Below are 14,220 nucleotides of genomic sequence, written 5' to 3' on the forward strand. Positions count from 1 at the left end.
GAATGAAACTGAAATCTGCTGCCATCCCGTCCTCTGACGCTTTCCGCGCCAATCGCGCGGCGCATCTGGATCTGCTGGCCACCGCACAGGCGGCTGCCGATGCCGTGCTGGCGGGAGGCGGTGAAAGGGCGATGGAACGCCACACCTCGCGCGGGAAGATGCCGCCGCGCGAAAGGGTGGCAAACCTGCTGGATCCGGGCAGCCCGTTTCTGGAAATCGGGGCAACCGCGGCGCATGGCATGTATGATGGCGCGGCACCCGGCGCGGGCGTGATCGCCGGTGTGGGTCGCGTTCACGGGCTGGACGTGATGGTCGTGGCCAATGATGCGACGGTCAAGGGCGGCACCTATTACCCGATGACGGTGAAGAAGCACCTGCGGGCACAGGAAATCGCCGAACAGTGCAATCTGCCCTGCATCTATCTGGTGGATTCGGGCGGCGCGAACCTTCCCAATCAGGACGAGGTTTTCCCCGACCGCGAACATTTCGGGCGCATCTTCTATAATCAGGCCAATATGTCGGCCAAGGGCATTCCGCAGATTGCGGTGGTCATGGGTTCCTCGACCGCGGGCGGGGCTTATGTGCCGGCCATGTCGGATGTGTCCATCATCGTGCGCAATCAGGGCACGATCTTCCTTGCCGGTCCGCCTTTGGTGCGCGCCGCGACGGGCGAGGTCGTCAGCGCCGAAGACCTCGGCGGTGGCGATGTACATACCCGGCTTTCGGGCGTGGCAGATTATCTGGCCGAGGATGACGCCCATGCGCTGGCGCTGGCGCGCCGCGCGGTCCAGCAGTTGAACCGCCGGGTGCCGCAATCGGTGGTCTGGCAATCGCCCGAAGCACCCGCCTATGACCCCGAGGACATCCTCGGCGTCGTCCCCGGCGATCTGAAGACACCTTACGATATCCGCGAGGTCATCGCCCGCGTGGTCGATGGCAGCCGCTTCGACGAATTCAAGGCGCGTTACGGTGAAACTCTGGTCACCGGTTTCGCCCATATCGAGGGCTGCCCGGTCGGCATCGTCGCCAATAACGGCGTGCTGTTCAGCGAATCCGCCATCAAGGGCGCGCATTTCATCGAGCTGTGCAGCCAGCGCAACATCCCGCTGATCTTCCTGCAGAATATCACCGGATTCATGGTCGGGCGGAAATACGAAAACGAAGGCATTGCGCGCCACGGCGCCAAGATGGTGACGGCGGTCGCAACGACCAACGTGCCGAAAATCACCATGCTGGTCGGCGGCAGCTTCGGCGCCGGGAATTACGGCATGGCCGGCCGCGCCTATTCGCCGCGATTCCTGTGGACATGGCCCAACAGCCGCATCAGCGTCATGGGCGGCGAACAGGCTGCAGGCGTTCTGGCAACCGTTCGGCGCGACGGGATCGAGCGCAAGGGCGGCACCTGGTCGGCCGAAGAAGAAACCGAATTCAAGCGCCCCACAATCGAGATGTTCGACCGCCAGTCGCATCCCCTCTACGCCTCGGCGCGGCTGTGGGATGACGGGATCGTCGACCCGCGCAAGACCCGCGAGGTCCTGTCGCTTTCCCTGCGTGCCAGCCTGAACGCGCCGATCGAACCCACGCGCTTCGGCGTCTTCCGGATGTGACATGACGCCGGTCAGCTTCACCTTCGGCGACAGCCGCGAATTGTCCGATCGCCTGACGGCGCTCGTCCGCGCGGGCGTCAAGACGGCCAGCTGCGGCGCGCTGCGCGATTTCGACGCGGGCGAAGCGATGCCGGTCTTGGGCCGGCGCGACACCGTCCTGGACTGGGACGGCAATCCCGTGCTGCTGATCGAAACCACCGAGGTCTCCATCCACCGCTTCCGCGACGTCCCCGAGGACTTCGCGCTCGCCGAAGGCGAAGGCAGCTTCGAGGAATGGACGCGCGGCCATACCGGCTACTTCGCCCGCAACGGCGGCTTCGACCCCGATATGGAACTCGTCTGCGAACGCTTCCGGCTGGTCGAGGTGCTGTCGTGAGATTTCATTCTGGCCCAAATATCCCGCCGGGGTCCGGGGGCGCGCAGCCCCCGGTCGGCCCCGCCAGCAGCAAGGAGCCGACATGTTCCATAAAATCCTGATCGCCAATCGCGGCGAAATCGCCTGCCGCGTCATCGACACTTGCCGAAAGCTGGGCGTGGCAACGGTTGCGGTCTATTCCGACGCCGACCGCGGTGCGCGCCATGTCGCCATGGCCGATGAGGCGGTTTACCTCGGCGGTCCGGCCCCCGCCGATAGCTATCTGCGCGGCGATGCGATCATTCAGGCCGCGCGCGATACCGGCGCAGAGGCCATCCATCCGGGCTATGGCTTCCTCAGCGAAAACCCCGATTTCGTCGATGCGGTGGAAGCGGCGGGTTTGGTCTTCATCGGCCCCTCGGCCAAGGCGATCCGGGCGATGGGGCTGAAGGACGCGGCCAAGGCGCTGATGGAAAAGGCGGGCGTGCCGGTCGTGCCGGGTTATCACGGCGCCAATCAGGACCCCGCCCATCTGGCCGAACAGGCTGGCAATATCGGTTATCCTGTACTCATCAAGGCGGTCGCGGGTGGCGGCGGAAAGGGGATGCGCCGGGTTGACGATCCGAAGGATTTCGACGCCGCCCTCGCCTCCGCCCGGTCCGAGGCGCAGAACGCCTTCGGCAACCCCGATGTGCTGATCGAGAAATACATCCTCCGCCCCCGCCATATCGAGGTGCAGGTCTTTGGCGACGGCGTCCGCGCCGTCCACCTGTTCGAACGCGACTGCTCGCTGCAACGCCGCCACCAGAAGGTGATCGAGGAAGCGCCGGCCCCCGACATGCCGCCCGAGGTCCGCAAGATCATGGGCGCCGCCGCCACCCGCGCCGCCGAGGCGATCAATTACAAGGGTGCCGGCACGATCGAATTTATCGTCGACGGCTCGGACGGGCTGCGCGAGGACGGGTTCTGGTTCATGGAAATGAACACTCGCCTTCAGGTCGAACACCCCGTGACCGAGTTGATCACCGGGGTCGATCTGGTCGAATGGCAGCTGCGCGTCGCCAGTGGCGAACCGCTGCCCGCGAAGCAGGAGGATCTGCACATCCAGGGCCACGCCTTCGAAGCGCGCCTTTACGCCGAGGATGTCCCTGCAGGCTTTCTGCCCGCGACCGGTACGCTGGCGCATCTGCAATTCCCCGATCAGGCGCGCATCGAAACCGGCGTACGCCCCGGCGACCAGATCAGCCCGTGGTATGACCCGATGATCGCCAAGGTGGTGACCTGGGGCCCGACCCGCGCCATTGCGCTGCGGGCGCTGGAACGCGCGCTTGTCGATACCGAGGTCGCGGGGTCGGTCACCAATGTCGACTTCCTGATCGCGCTGACCCGGCATGCCGGCTTTCGCAAGGGCGAGGTCGATACCGGCCTTATCGAACGCGATCTTGACGCGCTGATCTCTGCCGCTGAACCCGACCCGCGCGCGATTGCGCTGGGTGTGGTCGGTCTGTCGGGGCTGGCCGATCCGCAGGTCCGGGGCGGCATGACCCTGTGGCAGCCCTTGCGCCGCACCATCGCCTGGGATGGCGGCGACGCGGTGCTGGAGGTCGAGGGGCCAGGCGCTGCCCGCGTCACCATTGACGGCACCGCGCACGAGGTCCGCTGGCAGGGTGATCGCTGGTGGGTCGATGGCGATCTGCGTCGCAATCGCATCGTCAACCATGCCGCCGGGACCAGCGTATTTGGCGGCCGCACGGTCACGCTGAAGCCGCAGGATCCCCTTGACCGCGCAGGCGAGGAAGCCGGCGGCGGGCTGACGCTGTCGCCGATGCCTGGGCTGGTGAAGGCGGTATTCGTGAAACCGGGGGACGCCGTGGCCGCGGGCGACCGGCTGGCGGTGCTGGAAGCGATGAAGATGGAACATACCCTGACCGCCGCGCGCGATGGCATCGTGGCCGAAGTGCTGGCGGCCGGCGGCGATCAGGTCGAGGCCGGCGCCCCGCTGATCCGTCTGGAAGAGCAGGAGGAGGCGGCATGACCGGCCGTGTCGAGATCTTCGAGATGGGCCCACGAGACGGGCTTCAGAACGAAAAGGCGATGATCGCGACGGAAGACAAGATTGCACTGGTTGACATGCTGTCGGGTGCAGGCTTTCGGCGGATCGAGGTGACCAGTTTTGTCAGCCCCAAATGGGTGCCGCAACTGGCCGATGCCGCGCAGGTGATGGCCGGCATTCAGCGCCGCCCGGGCATCAGCTATGCGGTGCTGACCCCGAACATGAAGGGTTATGAGGGCGCGCGGGCCGCGAAAGCCAGCGAGGTGGCGATCTTCGGCTCGGCCTCGGAAGGGTTCAGCAAGGCCAATCTGAATGCGACGATTGCGGAATCGCTGGAACGCTTCCGGCCGGTGGCGCAGGCCGCGGCGGAGGATGGCGTGCCGGTGCGCGGCTATGTCAGCATGGTGACCGACAGCCCGTTCGAAGGCGACGTGCCGCCCGGCGATGTGGCCCGCGTGGTGGCGGCCCTGCGCGACATGGGCTGTTATGAAGTCAGCCTTGGCGACACGATCGGGCAGGCGACGCCGGAAAAGATCGACGCGATGCTGGCCGTGGTTCTGGACGAGATGCCGGCCAATCGGCTGGCCGGGCATTACCATGACACGGCGGGCCGGGCGCTGCTGAATATCGACGCATCGCTGGCGCGTGGATTGCGGGTGTTCGATGCCGCCGTCGGCGGGCTTGGCGGATGCCCCTATGCGCCGGGTGCAAAGGGGAATGTGGCCACGGAAAGGGTCGCGGCGCATCTGGCGGCGCAGGGCTTCAACACTGGGCTTGATATGGAACAGATCGAACGCGCGGCGGCTTTTGCCCGCACGTTGCGCAGCACGGGGGCAGCGGCATGAGCACGGATTTCCAGACCATTCGGATCGAACGCGACGCGCGCGGCGTGGCCACGCTGTGGCTGGCCCGCGCCGACAAGCACAACGCGCTGTCGGCGCAGATGCTGGACGAGCTGACAGAGGCCGCGAACCTGCTGAGCCATGATGACACTGTCCGGGTGGTGATCCTCGCGGCCGAAGGGCCGACCTTCTGCGCAGGCGGCGATCTGGCCTGGATGCGCGAACAGATCACCGCCGATGCCGAGACCCGCCGCGCCGGTGCGCGCCAACTGGCCAATATGCTGATGACGATGAACACGCTGTCGAAACCGCTGATCGGGCGCGTTCACGGCAATGCCTTTGGCGGTGGCGTGGGCATGATGGCGGTCTGTGACGTGGTTGTGGCGGCGCGGCCGGCGCGCTTTGGGCTGACAGAAACAAAGCTGGGGCTGATCCCCGCGACCATCGGCCCCTATGTGCTGGCGCGGATGGGTGAGGACAAGGCGCGTCGCGTCTTCATGTCCGCGCGCCTGTTCGATGCCGAGGAGGCGGTGGTGCTGAACCTCGTCGCGCGGCTGGCCGATCCCGACGATCTGGACGCCTATGTCGAGGAGGAAGTCGCGCCATATCTTCTGTGCGCGCCGGGTGCCGTGGCCGAGGCGAAGCGGCTGGCCCGCGCGCTTGGTCCCCGCATCGACGCCAGTGTCATCGAACACAGCATCGACCGGCTGATTGCCATGTGGGAAGGTGACGAGGCCCCCGAAGGCATCGCGGCCTTCTTTGAAAAGCGCAAACCGCGCTGGCAGCAATAGCCGCCCGCCGAGGTTGGTGGCGGGCTGATCGCGGCGCGCGGGCTGGGGCAGGGCGAATTTAACCCCGGCCGGTGATTGCCCTGGTTTCGCGTTCGGCTGTTGCAGGTGGTCGAAATTCGGGCGACCGTTGGGGGCTGGCATCGTGGCGTTGCGCGCAGCGCACCCCGCGTGTATCAGGGCTGAAATTTCGTGCAGAGCGAGGGAAATGCCGATGCGCAGAGTTGTCGTCACTGGTCTGGGGATGGTTACACCGCTGGCCTCGGGGGTCAATGAGACCTGGGAACGGCTGTTGGCCGGTCAGTCCGGCGCGGGGCCGATCACGCGGTTCGATGCCTCGGACGTGGTGACGAAATATGCCTGCGAGATCCCGTTTGGCGATGGCAGCGATGGCAGCTTCAACCCCGATGACTGGATGGAGCCGAAGGACCGCCGCAAGGTCGATGACTTCATCCTTTACGGCATGGCCGCCGCCGTGCAGGCCGTGCGCGATGCGGGCGTCGAAGATTTGTCTGACGACGAAAAGCTGCGCGCCGGCGTGATGATCGGTTCGGGCATCGGGGGGCTGACCACGATCGCGGAAACCGCGGTTCTGATCAAGGAAAAGGGGCCGAAGCGGGTTTCGCCCTTCTTCATTCCCGGCTCGCTTATCAACCTGATCTCGGGTCAGGTGTCGATCCGGTTCGGCTTCAAGGGGCCGAACCATGCGGTGGTGACGGCCTGTTCGACGGGTGCGCATGCCATCGGCGATGCCGCGCGGCTGATCATGCTGGGGGATGCCGATATCATGGTGGCCGGCGGGGCCGAAAGCCCGATCAGCGAGATCGGCATTGCCGGTTTCAACGCCTGCAAGGCGCTTTCGACCAAACGCGGCGATGATCCCAAGGCCGCAAGCCGCCCCTATGACGACGACCGCGACGGTTTCGTGATGGGCGAGGGCGCGGGCGTCGTCGTGCTGGAGGAATACGAACACGCCAAGGCGCGCGGCGCAAAGATCTATGCCGAGGTGCTGGGTTACGGGCTGTCGGGCGATGCGTATCACATCACCGCACCGTCCGAAGACGGCGATGGCGGTTTCCGCGCCATGCAGAATGCGCTGCGGAATGCCGGGCTGGAACCCGCCGATATCGACTATGTGAACGCACATGGCACCTCGACCATGGCAGATACGATCGAGCTGGGCGCGGTAGAGCGCCTGATGGGCGATCATGCCAAGGATGTGACCATGTCTTCGACGAAATCCAGTATCGGGCATTTGTTGGGCGCGGCCGGCGCGGTCGAGGCGATTTTCTGCATCCTCGCGCTGCGTGACCAGATTGCGCCGCCGACGATCAACCTCGACAATCCGGCGGTCCAGCCGAAGCTGGATCTGGCGGCGAATGCGGCCGTGCGCCGCAAGATTGACGTGGCGCTGTCCAACAGCTTCGGCTTTGGCGGCACCAATGCCAGCCTGATCGTCGGCAAGGTGCGCGACTGATGTGGAAGAATATTGCCTCGACCTTCCTGACCCTGGCGATCTTTCTGCTGATCGCCGTGGCCGTCGTCGTGGCCTGGGGCAAGTCACAATATAACAGTGCGGGGCCGGCGCAGGTGGCACAATGCGTGCAGGTCGCGCGTGGGGCCAGCCTGTCTGCCGTCAGCAAGACGCTGGAAGAACAGGGCGCGATTTCCAGCGCCTATATCTTCCGCGCCGGGGCCGATGCGGCGGGCAAGTCGCGGGACCTGAAATTCGGGTCCTATCTGGTGCCGCCGGGGGCCAGCATGTCGGACATTGTCGGCGTCATCACCGCGGGCGGCCCGTCCACCTGCGGGACCGAGGTGATTTACCGCGTCGGCGTGCGCGCCGATTCGGTGGTGCTGCGTGACATCAATCCCGAGACCGGCGCCTATGAGGAGCGGGTGAAATACGACCCCGCCACCGAGGACCGGCCCGATGCCATCGCCCAGGCAGAGGAACAGCCCGATGCGCGTTTGCGCGTGGCCGTGGCGGAAGGCGTGACCAGCTGGCAGGTGGTCGAGGCGCTGAAACGCGCCGATTTCCTGGCGGGCGATGTCAACGATGTCCCCGCCGAAGGCACGCTGGCGCCCGACAGCTATGAGGTCGCCAAGGGTGCCGACCGCGCCACGCTGCTGGCCGAGATGGAGACGCGTCAGGCGGCGATCCTTCAGGCGGCATGGGACGCCCGCCCCTTCGGTCTGCCCTATCAGTCGCCCGAGGAGGCGCTGATCATGGCCTCGATCGTTGAAAAGGAAACCGGCGTGCCGGACGAGCGCGGGCAGGTTGCCAGCGTCTTCGTCAACCGATTGGAATCAGGGATGCGGCTGGAAACCGACCCGACGGTCATTTACGGCGTGACCGAGGGCCGCGGCGTGCTGAACCGAGGGCTGCGGCGGTCGGAATTGCAGCGCAGGACCGACTGGAACACCTATCAGATCGACGGTCTGCCGAAGACGCCCATCGCCAACCCAGGCAGGGCAGCGATCGAGGCGGCGCTGAACCCCGCCGAGACCGATTTCATCTTCTTCGTGGCGGACGGCACCGGCGGGCACCAGTTCTCGCGCACGCTGGAGGAACATAACGCCGCCGTCGCCCGCTGGCGCGAGATCGAGGCCCAGCAGCAACAGGGCGCCGGCAGCGGCGGCTGAACGCCACGGGCCAAAGGCCAGGAATTATGACCCCGCGCGGAACTTCCGCGCGGGGTTTTCTGTTATGCCTCAACAGATTCCGACGTTGTCGATCGTCACCGAGGAGACTTGAAATGAAACTTTCCGATATGTTTGCCAGCCTTTCCCGCAACGCGCAGGAATTCGAAAAGCGCGCGGCCAAATGGCAGGAAGACCTTGGAAATCGCAGCGAGGAAATGGTGCAGAGCGCAAAGGCCTGGATCGCGGATGCGCAAAAACGCGATGATGATCTGAAGGCGCAGGTGAAGGATTACTTCAACGACGCCAGTGAACAGGTCAAAGCGCAATGGGCGACGGCCAAGACCGAATGGGATGGTGAGGTCGCCAAGCTGAAGGCCAAGGGCGAGGAGGTCCGCAAGAAGGCGGAGACCATGGCCACCGAGGATACAGCCGACTGGTACGAGGCCTATGCCGCGAATATGGTCGCATATGCGCAGCAGGTACAGGACGAGGCCGCGAAGGCCGTGGCCTCTGCCAATGAGGCACGCGCCAAGGCCGAGGCTTCGAAAACGGCCTGACGCGCCGCAACGTGACGACCTGGTCGCGCGCCTTTGGGCGCGCGATTCTGTTTTTGGCACAGCGAATTGCGGCCTTTTGTTGCCCTGTTGCGTCAGCGTTCGCAACGGGCGTTGCGTACTCTAATCCTTTGTTATCGCTTATTAAAATTTCGGTTCATTTGCATCCTGAGGTTTAGGTATTGACTTACCGAACGCTCTAAAGTAGAAATTTTACATGCTGGGAGAAATGGGCAAGCCGCCGGGTCACTGACCTTGGGCGGCTTTTTTGTTTCTCGGCTCGTGCGGACAGACCACGAGGGCGGGGCATGGCTGGATGACACTAACTTTCGATCCGGGGTCGGAACAGGCGGAGGGGCCGTTTCTGCCCCAGACCGCATTGGAAACCATCGACATCGCCAGCGGCGTCTTTCGGGATGCCGCTGAGGACATGGAACGACTGCGGCGCAAGCTGCGGGCCGGCGATATGGGCGAGCTGAAGGACGCGGCCGCCATGGCGCGCAGCCTGCGCAATGCGACGCAGCAGATGCTCGAGGAAAGGAACAAGGTTGACAAGCTTCGCAAGGAAATTGCCGGGAGCGTCGGGGACGGCTGTTTCGACCTCGACGCGGCCAGAGATGAAATCGGGCGCCGCCTGGCTTGCCTCCGCCGCGCCGGAGGAGGTTGACGAATTCCTGTCAGGTCTCAGCGACAATGCGCTGGCGAGCCTGCCGTGGATATTCGAGTTCTGGGCGCTGCCGCACCAGTTGCCGCCCCGCGGCGACTGGAAAAGTTGGGTCATCATGGGCGGGCGCGGTGCGGGGAAGACCCGCGCCGGGTCGGAATGGGTGCGCCGCAAGGTCGAGGGTGCGACGCCGGAGGCACCGGGGGAATGTTCCCGTGTGGCGCTGATCGGCGAGACCTTCGACCAGACCCGCGAGGTGATGGTCTTTGGCGATAGCGGGATCCTGGCCTGTTCGCCACCCGATCGCCGCCCGCAATGGGAGGCGTCGCGCCGGCGGTTGGTCTGGCCCAACGGGGCGACGGCCACGGTATATTCGGCCCATGAACCCGAGGCGCTGCGCGGGCCGCAATTCGACGCGGCATGGGTGGACGAACTGGCGAAGTGGAAGAAGGCGGAAGACACTTGGGACATGCTGCAATTCGCGCTGCGGCTGGGCAGTCATCCCCAGCAGGTGGTGACGACAACGCCGCGCAATGTCGAGGTGCTGAAGCGGATCCTGCAAAGCGCCTCGACCGTGACGACGCATGCGCCGACGGATGCGAACCGCGCCTATCTGGCGGAAAGCTTCCTGGCCGAGGTCGAGACCCGCTACGGCGGAACCCGAATGGGTCGGCAGGAGCTGGAGGGCGTGCTGCTGGATGATGTCGAGGGCGCGTTGTGGAGCACGGCCATGGTCGAGGCGGCCCGTGTCGACCGCATGCCGCAGCTGGACCGGGTGGTGGTGGCCGTCGATCCGGCAGTGACCGGAGGCGCGGCCTCGGACGAATGCGGGATCGTGGTTGCGGGTGTGGTTGCCCAGGGCGCGCCGAAGGATTGGCGCGCCTATGTGCTGGAAGATGCCAGCGTCCGGGGCGGCCCGACCGAATGGGCGCGGGCGGCGATCGCGGCGATGGACCGGCACAAGGCCGAGCGGTTGGTCGCAGAGGTCAATCAGGGCGGCGACCTGATCGAAAGTGTCGTGCGCCAGATCGACCCGCTGGTCCCGTTCCGGGGTTTGCGCGCGGCGCGCGGCAAGGCAATCCGGGCAGAGCCGGTGGCGGCGCTGTATGAACAGGGCCGCGTCAAGCATCTGCGTGGGCCTTCGCTGGGGGCGCTGGAAGATCAGATGTGCCGCATGACCTTGCGGGGCTATGAGGGGAAGGGCTCGCCTGACCGGCTGGACGCCTTGGTCTGGGCGATCCACGAGTTGATGATCGAGCCCGCGGCGGGGTTCCGGCAGCCAATGATGCGGACATTGTGAGGCCGGCCGGGGGCCAGCCCCCGGAACCCCCGGGATACTTGAACCAGAATGAAAGGGCTGCCCAAGGGGGCGGCCCTTTTTGCATCCACAGACAAGGAGGCGAGGCATGGCGTTTCGTTTGTTTTCGCGGCCGCAGGATACGGCAGCGGTGATCGAGAGGAAGGCGAGCGCCACCGGGCGGGTTGCGGCCCTGGCGGCAGGGGCGGGGCGGGTGGTCTGGTCGGCACGTGACGCCGGCACGCTGACACGCGGCGGGTTCATCGGCAATCCGGTCGGCTTCCGTGCGGTCCGGCTGATCGCCGAGGCGGCGGCGGCCGTGCCGCTGATCTGTCAGGATCACGAGCGGCGTTATGACACCCATCCGGTGGTGGAACTGCTGCGCCGGCCCAATCCGGGGCAGGGACGGGCCGAGCTGTTCGAGGCGCTGTTCGGGCAGTTGCTGCTGAGCGGGAACGGCTATCTGGAAGCCGTCGGTGTGGTCGAGGCGGGCCTGCCGGCTGAGCTGCATGTATTGCGGTCTGACCGGATGAATGTGGTGCCGGGGCAAGATGGTTGGCCGGTGGCGTTTGAATATGCGGTGGGGGGCCGCAAGCATCGTTTCGACATGACCGGCAGCCCCGATCCGATTTGTCATATCAAGAGTTTCCATCCCAGCGATGACCATTACGGCCTGTCGCCCTTGCAGGCGGCGGCGGTGGCGGTGGATGTCCATAACAGCGCCTCGGCCTGGTCCAAGGCGCTGCTGGACAATGCGGCGCGGCCCTCGGGTGCGATTGTCTACAGGGGGCCAGACGGGCATGGGAACCTGTCGGCGGAGCAGTATGACCGCCTGCTGATCGAGATGGAGACCCATCACCAAGGCGCGCGCAATGCCGGGCGGCCGATGCTGCTGGAAGGCGGGCTTGACTGGAAGCCGATGGGGTTCTCGCCTTCGGACATGGAGTTCCACGAGACCAAGCAGGGTGCTGCGCGCGAGATTGCGCAGGCCTTTGGGGTGCCACCGATGCTGATCGGTATTCCGGGCGATGCGACCTATGCCAATTACGCCGAGGCGCATCGGGCGTTCTATCGGCTGACGGTATTGCCGCTGGTGACGCGGGTCGCGGCCTCGGTCGCGTGGTTCCTGTCGGAGCATCTGGGCGCCGAGGTCGATCTGAAACCCGACCTCGACCAGATCCCGGCGCTTGCCGAAGAGCGCGACCAGCATTGGACGCGGGTCGGCGCAGCGAGTTTCCTCACTGACGCCGAAAAACGCGCGGCGCTGGGTCTGCCGCCGTTGCCCGCGCCGGAGGAATGACATGGAGGGGTCGCGCTTTACCGAAAGCTTCGATCCGCATCACCACCGTTTTGAAGCACAGGAGCGGGTCATGGCCCTGCAATTCGGGGCCGTCGACAAGCGGCTGGAACGGATCGAAGCGTTGATCGAGGGGCTAGAGAAACGGCTGTGGATGACCGTTTACGGCGTCGTCGGGGTGATCCTGACACAGGCCGTGCAGTCGATCCTGGAATTCGCACCAAAAGGAGGCTGACCGATGGAGAGCGGTCTGGAGTTGAAATTCGCCGGCGGCAAGCCGGTGATGACCGAAGCGTCGGTCATTGAAGGCTATGCAAGCCGCTTTGGCCTGCCCGATCAGGGCGGGGACATCGTGGCGAGGGGCGCGTTTGCGGCCTCGCTGGGCCGGCTTGCCGCCAAGGGGGACAAGGTGCGGATGCTGTGGCAGCACGATCCCACCAAGCCCATCGGCGTCTGGGACGAGATCCGTGAGGACGAGACCGGGCTGTGGGTGAAGGGCCGATTGCTGCCCGACGTGACGCTGGCGCGCGAGGCTGCGACGCTGATCGAGGCCGGAGCGATTGACGGTCTGTCGATCGGCTACCGTACGATCCGCGCCGAAAAGGATCAGAAGGGCCGCCGGGTGCTGAGCGAGGTCGAGCTGTGGGAGGTGTCGCTGGTCACCTTTCCGATGCTGCCCGAAGCCAAGCTGGGGCAGAAGAATGCCGACGACACAAGAGATTTCGCCGCGGCCTTGATCGCCGCGACGAAGGCGCTGCGGGACTGATCCCCGCGGCGCCTAAGGGTTCGGGCGGGCCGATATGCCTGCCCGTACAACAGGGGGACGACCCCGATCACCGATGAGGAGACGCTGATGAGCGAGGTCAAGGCCGGGGCAGCCAATGCCCCAGGCGAGCTGAAGGGTGCGCTGCTTGGGTTCGTCGAAGAACTCAAGAGCTACCGCCAGGATATCCAGAAGAAACTCGATGCACAGGATGAACGCATGAGCATGTTCGAACGCAAGAACGCCTTCCGCACCCGCAGCCCGCTGTCGACGGAGGCCGCCCCCGAGGTGCCCCATCAGAAGGCGTTCAACGCCTATCTGCGTAATGGCGACGATTCCGGCCTGCGCGGGCTGGCAATCGAGGAAAAGGGCATGACCTCGGCCAGTGATGGCGGTTTCCTCGCCGCGCCGCAGGTGGCACAGACGGTGCAGAATTCGCTGTCGAACGCAGTTTCGCTGCGGGCGCTGGCAAATGTGGTCCAGGTCGAGGCGGGTGCCTATGACGTGCTGGTCGACCGCGACGAGATGACCACCGGCTGGGCCAACGAAACCGATGCGACGGTATCGACCACCTCGGGCGTTGAGCGAATTTCGATCGCGCTGCACGAGCTGTCCGCCATGCCGAAGGCCAGCCAGCGTCTGCTGGACGATGCCGCCTTCGATGTCGAAACCTGGCTGGCCGAGCGCGTTGCGGACAAGTTCACCCGCGCCGAGGCCCACGCTTTCCTGCGGGGCGACGGCGTCGACAAGCCCTCGGGCGTGTTGAACAGCGAGTTCGATGTGACCGGCAAGGGGTCGATCTCGACCATTGGCGAGTTGAAGACCGGGGTCGCGGGCGCGTTCGGGGCGAGCAACGCGGCCGACAAGCTGATTGATCTGGTCTACGCGCTGCCGGCCGCGCATCGCGCGAACGCGGCGTTCGTCATGTCGTCGAAGACCGCGGCGACCGTGCGCAAGCTGAAGGATGCGGATGGCCGCTTTATCTGGGCTGACAGCCTGGCTGCCGGCGAGCCTGCGCGTCTGCTGGGCTATCCGGTGATGCTGGCCGAGGAGATGCCGGAAATTGCCACCGATGCGCGGGCGATCCTGTTTGGCGATTTCAAGGCCGCCTACACGATTGTCGAGCGTCCCGAGCTGCGCGTACTGCGCGATCCGTTCTCGGCCAAGCCGCATGTGCTGTTCTATGCGACCAAGCGCGTCGGCGGTGGGCTGGTAGATGGCCGCGCGCTGAAGGCCCTAAAGTTCGGCGCCTGATTTCAGGCGTTCGAGGGCCGCGCCGGCCGTGTCATGCCGGCTCAGCAACTGTCCGCGCATGCCCATGGCGCGTGCCGGCGCGGCTTTCCCTGTGAACATC

The 14,220-nt window shown here is 65.5% G+C and carries 14 protein-coding genes; all 14 read left to right on the forward strand.

Translation table 11 applies throughout. From position 1 onward, the window contains the following. Window positions 1-2 precede the first annotated feature (2 nt). The 14 genes from G7044_RS02770 to G7044_RS02835 all read left to right on the forward strand — a co-directional run bounded on the left by G7044_RS02770 (window position 3) and on the right by G7044_RS02835 (window position 14,120). The gene (locus tag G7044_RS02770; protein WP_166325601.1) at window positions 3-1,607 is read left to right on the forward strand and encodes a carboxyl transferase domain-containing protein; all 1,605 of its coding nucleotides are present in this window, start codon (window positions 3-5) and stop codon (window positions 1,605-1,607) included. A 1-nt stretch (window position 1,608) separates the two neighbouring features. Next, a complete protein-coding gene (locus G7044_RS02775; RefSeq protein ID WP_166325604.1) occupies window positions 1,609-1,983 on the forward strand; it encodes an ASCH domain-containing protein in 375 nt (124 codons plus the stop codon). A gap of 82 nt (window positions 1,984-2,065) precedes the next feature. Further along, on the forward strand, window positions 2,066-3,997 hold the full coding sequence (locus G7044_RS02780; RefSeq protein ID WP_166325607.1) for an acetyl-CoA carboxylase biotin carboxylase subunit: 1,932 nt from the start codon (window positions 2,066-2,068) through the stop codon (window positions 3,995-3,997). Then, window positions 3,994-4,860 (forward strand): hydroxymethylglutaryl-CoA lyase, encoded by an 867-nt coding sequence (locus tag G7044_RS02785; protein ID WP_166325610.1) that lies wholly within the window; start codon window positions 3,994-3,996, stop codon window positions 4,858-4,860. Before G7044_RS02780 ends, G7044_RS02785 begins: the two co-directional genes overlap by 4 nt. Then, a complete protein-coding gene (locus G7044_RS02790; RefSeq protein WP_166325613.1) occupies window positions 4,857-5,648 on the forward strand; it encodes a crotonase/enoyl-CoA hydratase family protein in 792 nt (263 codons plus the stop codon). Before G7044_RS02785 ends, G7044_RS02790 begins: the two co-directional genes overlap by 4 nt. A 211-nt stretch (window positions 5,649-5,859) precedes the next feature. Beyond that, complete coding sequence (gene fabF / locus G7044_RS02795; RefSeq protein ID WP_166325616.1) at window positions 5,860-7,122, forward strand: beta-ketoacyl-ACP synthase II; 1,263 nt, start codon at window positions 5,860-5,862, stop codon at window positions 7,120-7,122. Continuing rightward, window positions 7,122-8,291, forward strand: coding sequence for an endolytic transglycosylase MltG (gene mltG, locus G7044_RS02800; protein WP_166325619.1), 1,170 nt, complete (start codon window positions 7,122-7,124; stop codon window positions 8,289-8,291). The genes fabF and mltG overlap by 1 nt, the downstream gene beginning before the upstream one ends. 113 nt (window positions 8,292-8,404) lie before the next feature. After that, entirely contained in the window at window positions 8,405-8,848 is a 444-nt protein-coding gene (locus G7044_RS02805; RefSeq protein ID WP_166325622.1) for a hypothetical protein, read from the forward strand. Window positions 8,849-9,161: 313 nt separating this feature from the next. After that, window positions 9,162-9,512, forward strand: a complete 351-nt coding sequence (locus G7044_RS02810) for a permease (protein WP_207630142.1) — start codon at window positions 9,162-9,164, stop codon at window positions 9,510-9,512. Then, window positions 9,463-10,809: a DNA-packaging protein gene (locus G7044_RS02815; RefSeq protein ID WP_166325625.1), complete on the forward strand. Its 1,347-nt coding sequence runs from the start codon at window positions 9,463-9,465 to the stop codon at window positions 10,807-10,809. Before G7044_RS02810 ends, G7044_RS02815 begins: the two co-directional genes overlap by 50 nt. A gap of 106 nt (window positions 10,810-10,915) precedes the next feature. Beyond that, window positions 10,916-12,106, forward strand: coding sequence for a phage portal protein (locus tag G7044_RS02820; protein ID WP_166325628.1), 1,191 nt, complete (start codon window positions 10,916-10,918; stop codon window positions 12,104-12,106). Between the two features lies 1 nt (window position 12,107). Continuing rightward, the gene (locus G7044_RS02825) at window positions 12,108-12,338 is read left to right on the forward strand and encodes a GTA head formation protein, RCAP_rcc01685 family (protein WP_166325631.1); all 231 of its coding nucleotides are present in this window, start codon (window positions 12,108-12,110) and stop codon (window positions 12,336-12,338) included. Window positions 12,339-12,341: 3 nt separating this feature from the next. Then, window positions 12,342-12,869, forward strand: a complete 528-nt coding sequence (locus G7044_RS02830) for an HK97 family phage prohead protease (protein WP_166325634.1) — start codon at window positions 12,342-12,344, stop codon at window positions 12,867-12,869. 87 nt (window positions 12,870-12,956) lie between these two features. Then, window positions 12,957-14,120, forward strand: coding sequence for a phage major capsid protein (locus G7044_RS02835; protein WP_166325637.1), 1,164 nt, complete (start codon window positions 12,957-12,959; stop codon window positions 14,118-14,120). Window positions 14,121-14,220: the final 100 nt, after the last annotated feature.

Source organism: Paracoccus xiamenensis (assembly GCF_011308835.1).
GTDB lineage: Bacteria > Pseudomonadota > Alphaproteobacteria > Rhodobacterales > Rhodobacteraceae > Paracoccus > Paracoccus xiamenensis.

Coding starts and splice junctions, on each gene's coding strand:
- G7044_RS02835 (WP_166325637.1), top strand. CDS start 12,957: ATGAGCGAGGTCAAGGCCGGGGCAGCCAATGCCCCAGGCGAGCTGAAG.
- G7044_RS02775 (WP_166325604.1), top strand. CDS start 1,609: ATGACGCCGGTCAGCTTCACCTTCGGCGACAGCCGCGAATTGTCCGAT.
- G7044_RS02805 (WP_166325622.1), top strand. CDS start 8,405: ATGAAACTTTCCGATATGTTTGCCAGCCTTTCCCGCAACGCGCAGGAA.
- G7044_RS02830 (WP_166325634.1), top strand. CDS start 12,342: ATGGAGAGCGGTCTGGAGTTGAAATTCGCCGGCGGCAAGCCGGTGATG.
- G7044_RS02815 (WP_166325625.1), top strand. CDS start 9,463: ATGAAATCGGGCGCCGCCTGGCTTGCCTCCGCCGCGCCGGAGGAGGTT.
- G7044_RS02790 (WP_166325613.1), top strand. CDS start 4,857: ATGAGCACGGATTTCCAGACCATTCGGATCGAACGCGACGCGCGCGGC.
- G7044_RS02810 (WP_207630142.1), top strand. CDS start 9,162: ATGACACTAACTTTCGATCCGGGGTCGGAACAGGCGGAGGGGCCGTTT.
- G7044_RS02820 (WP_166325628.1), top strand. CDS start 10,916: ATGGCGTTTCGTTTGTTTTCGCGGCCGCAGGATACGGCAGCGGTGATC.
- G7044_RS02770 (WP_166325601.1), top strand. CDS start 3: ATGAAACTGAAATCTGCTGCCATCCCGTCCTCTGACGCTTTCCGCGCC.
- G7044_RS02825 (WP_166325631.1), top strand. CDS start 12,108: ATGGAGGGGTCGCGCTTTACCGAAAGCTTCGATCCGCATCACCACCGT.
- fabF (WP_166325616.1), top strand. CDS start 5,860: ATGCGCAGAGTTGTCGTCACTGGTCTGGGGATGGTTACACCGCTGGCC.
- G7044_RS02780 (WP_166325607.1), top strand. CDS start 2,066: ATGTTCCATAAAATCCTGATCGCCAATCGCGGCGAAATCGCCTGCCGC.
- mltG (WP_166325619.1), top strand. CDS start 7,122: ATGTGGAAGAATATTGCCTCGACCTTCCTGACCCTGGCGATCTTTCTG.
- G7044_RS02785 (WP_166325610.1), top strand. CDS start 3,994: ATGACCGGCCGTGTCGAGATCTTCGAGATGGGCCCACGAGACGGGCTT.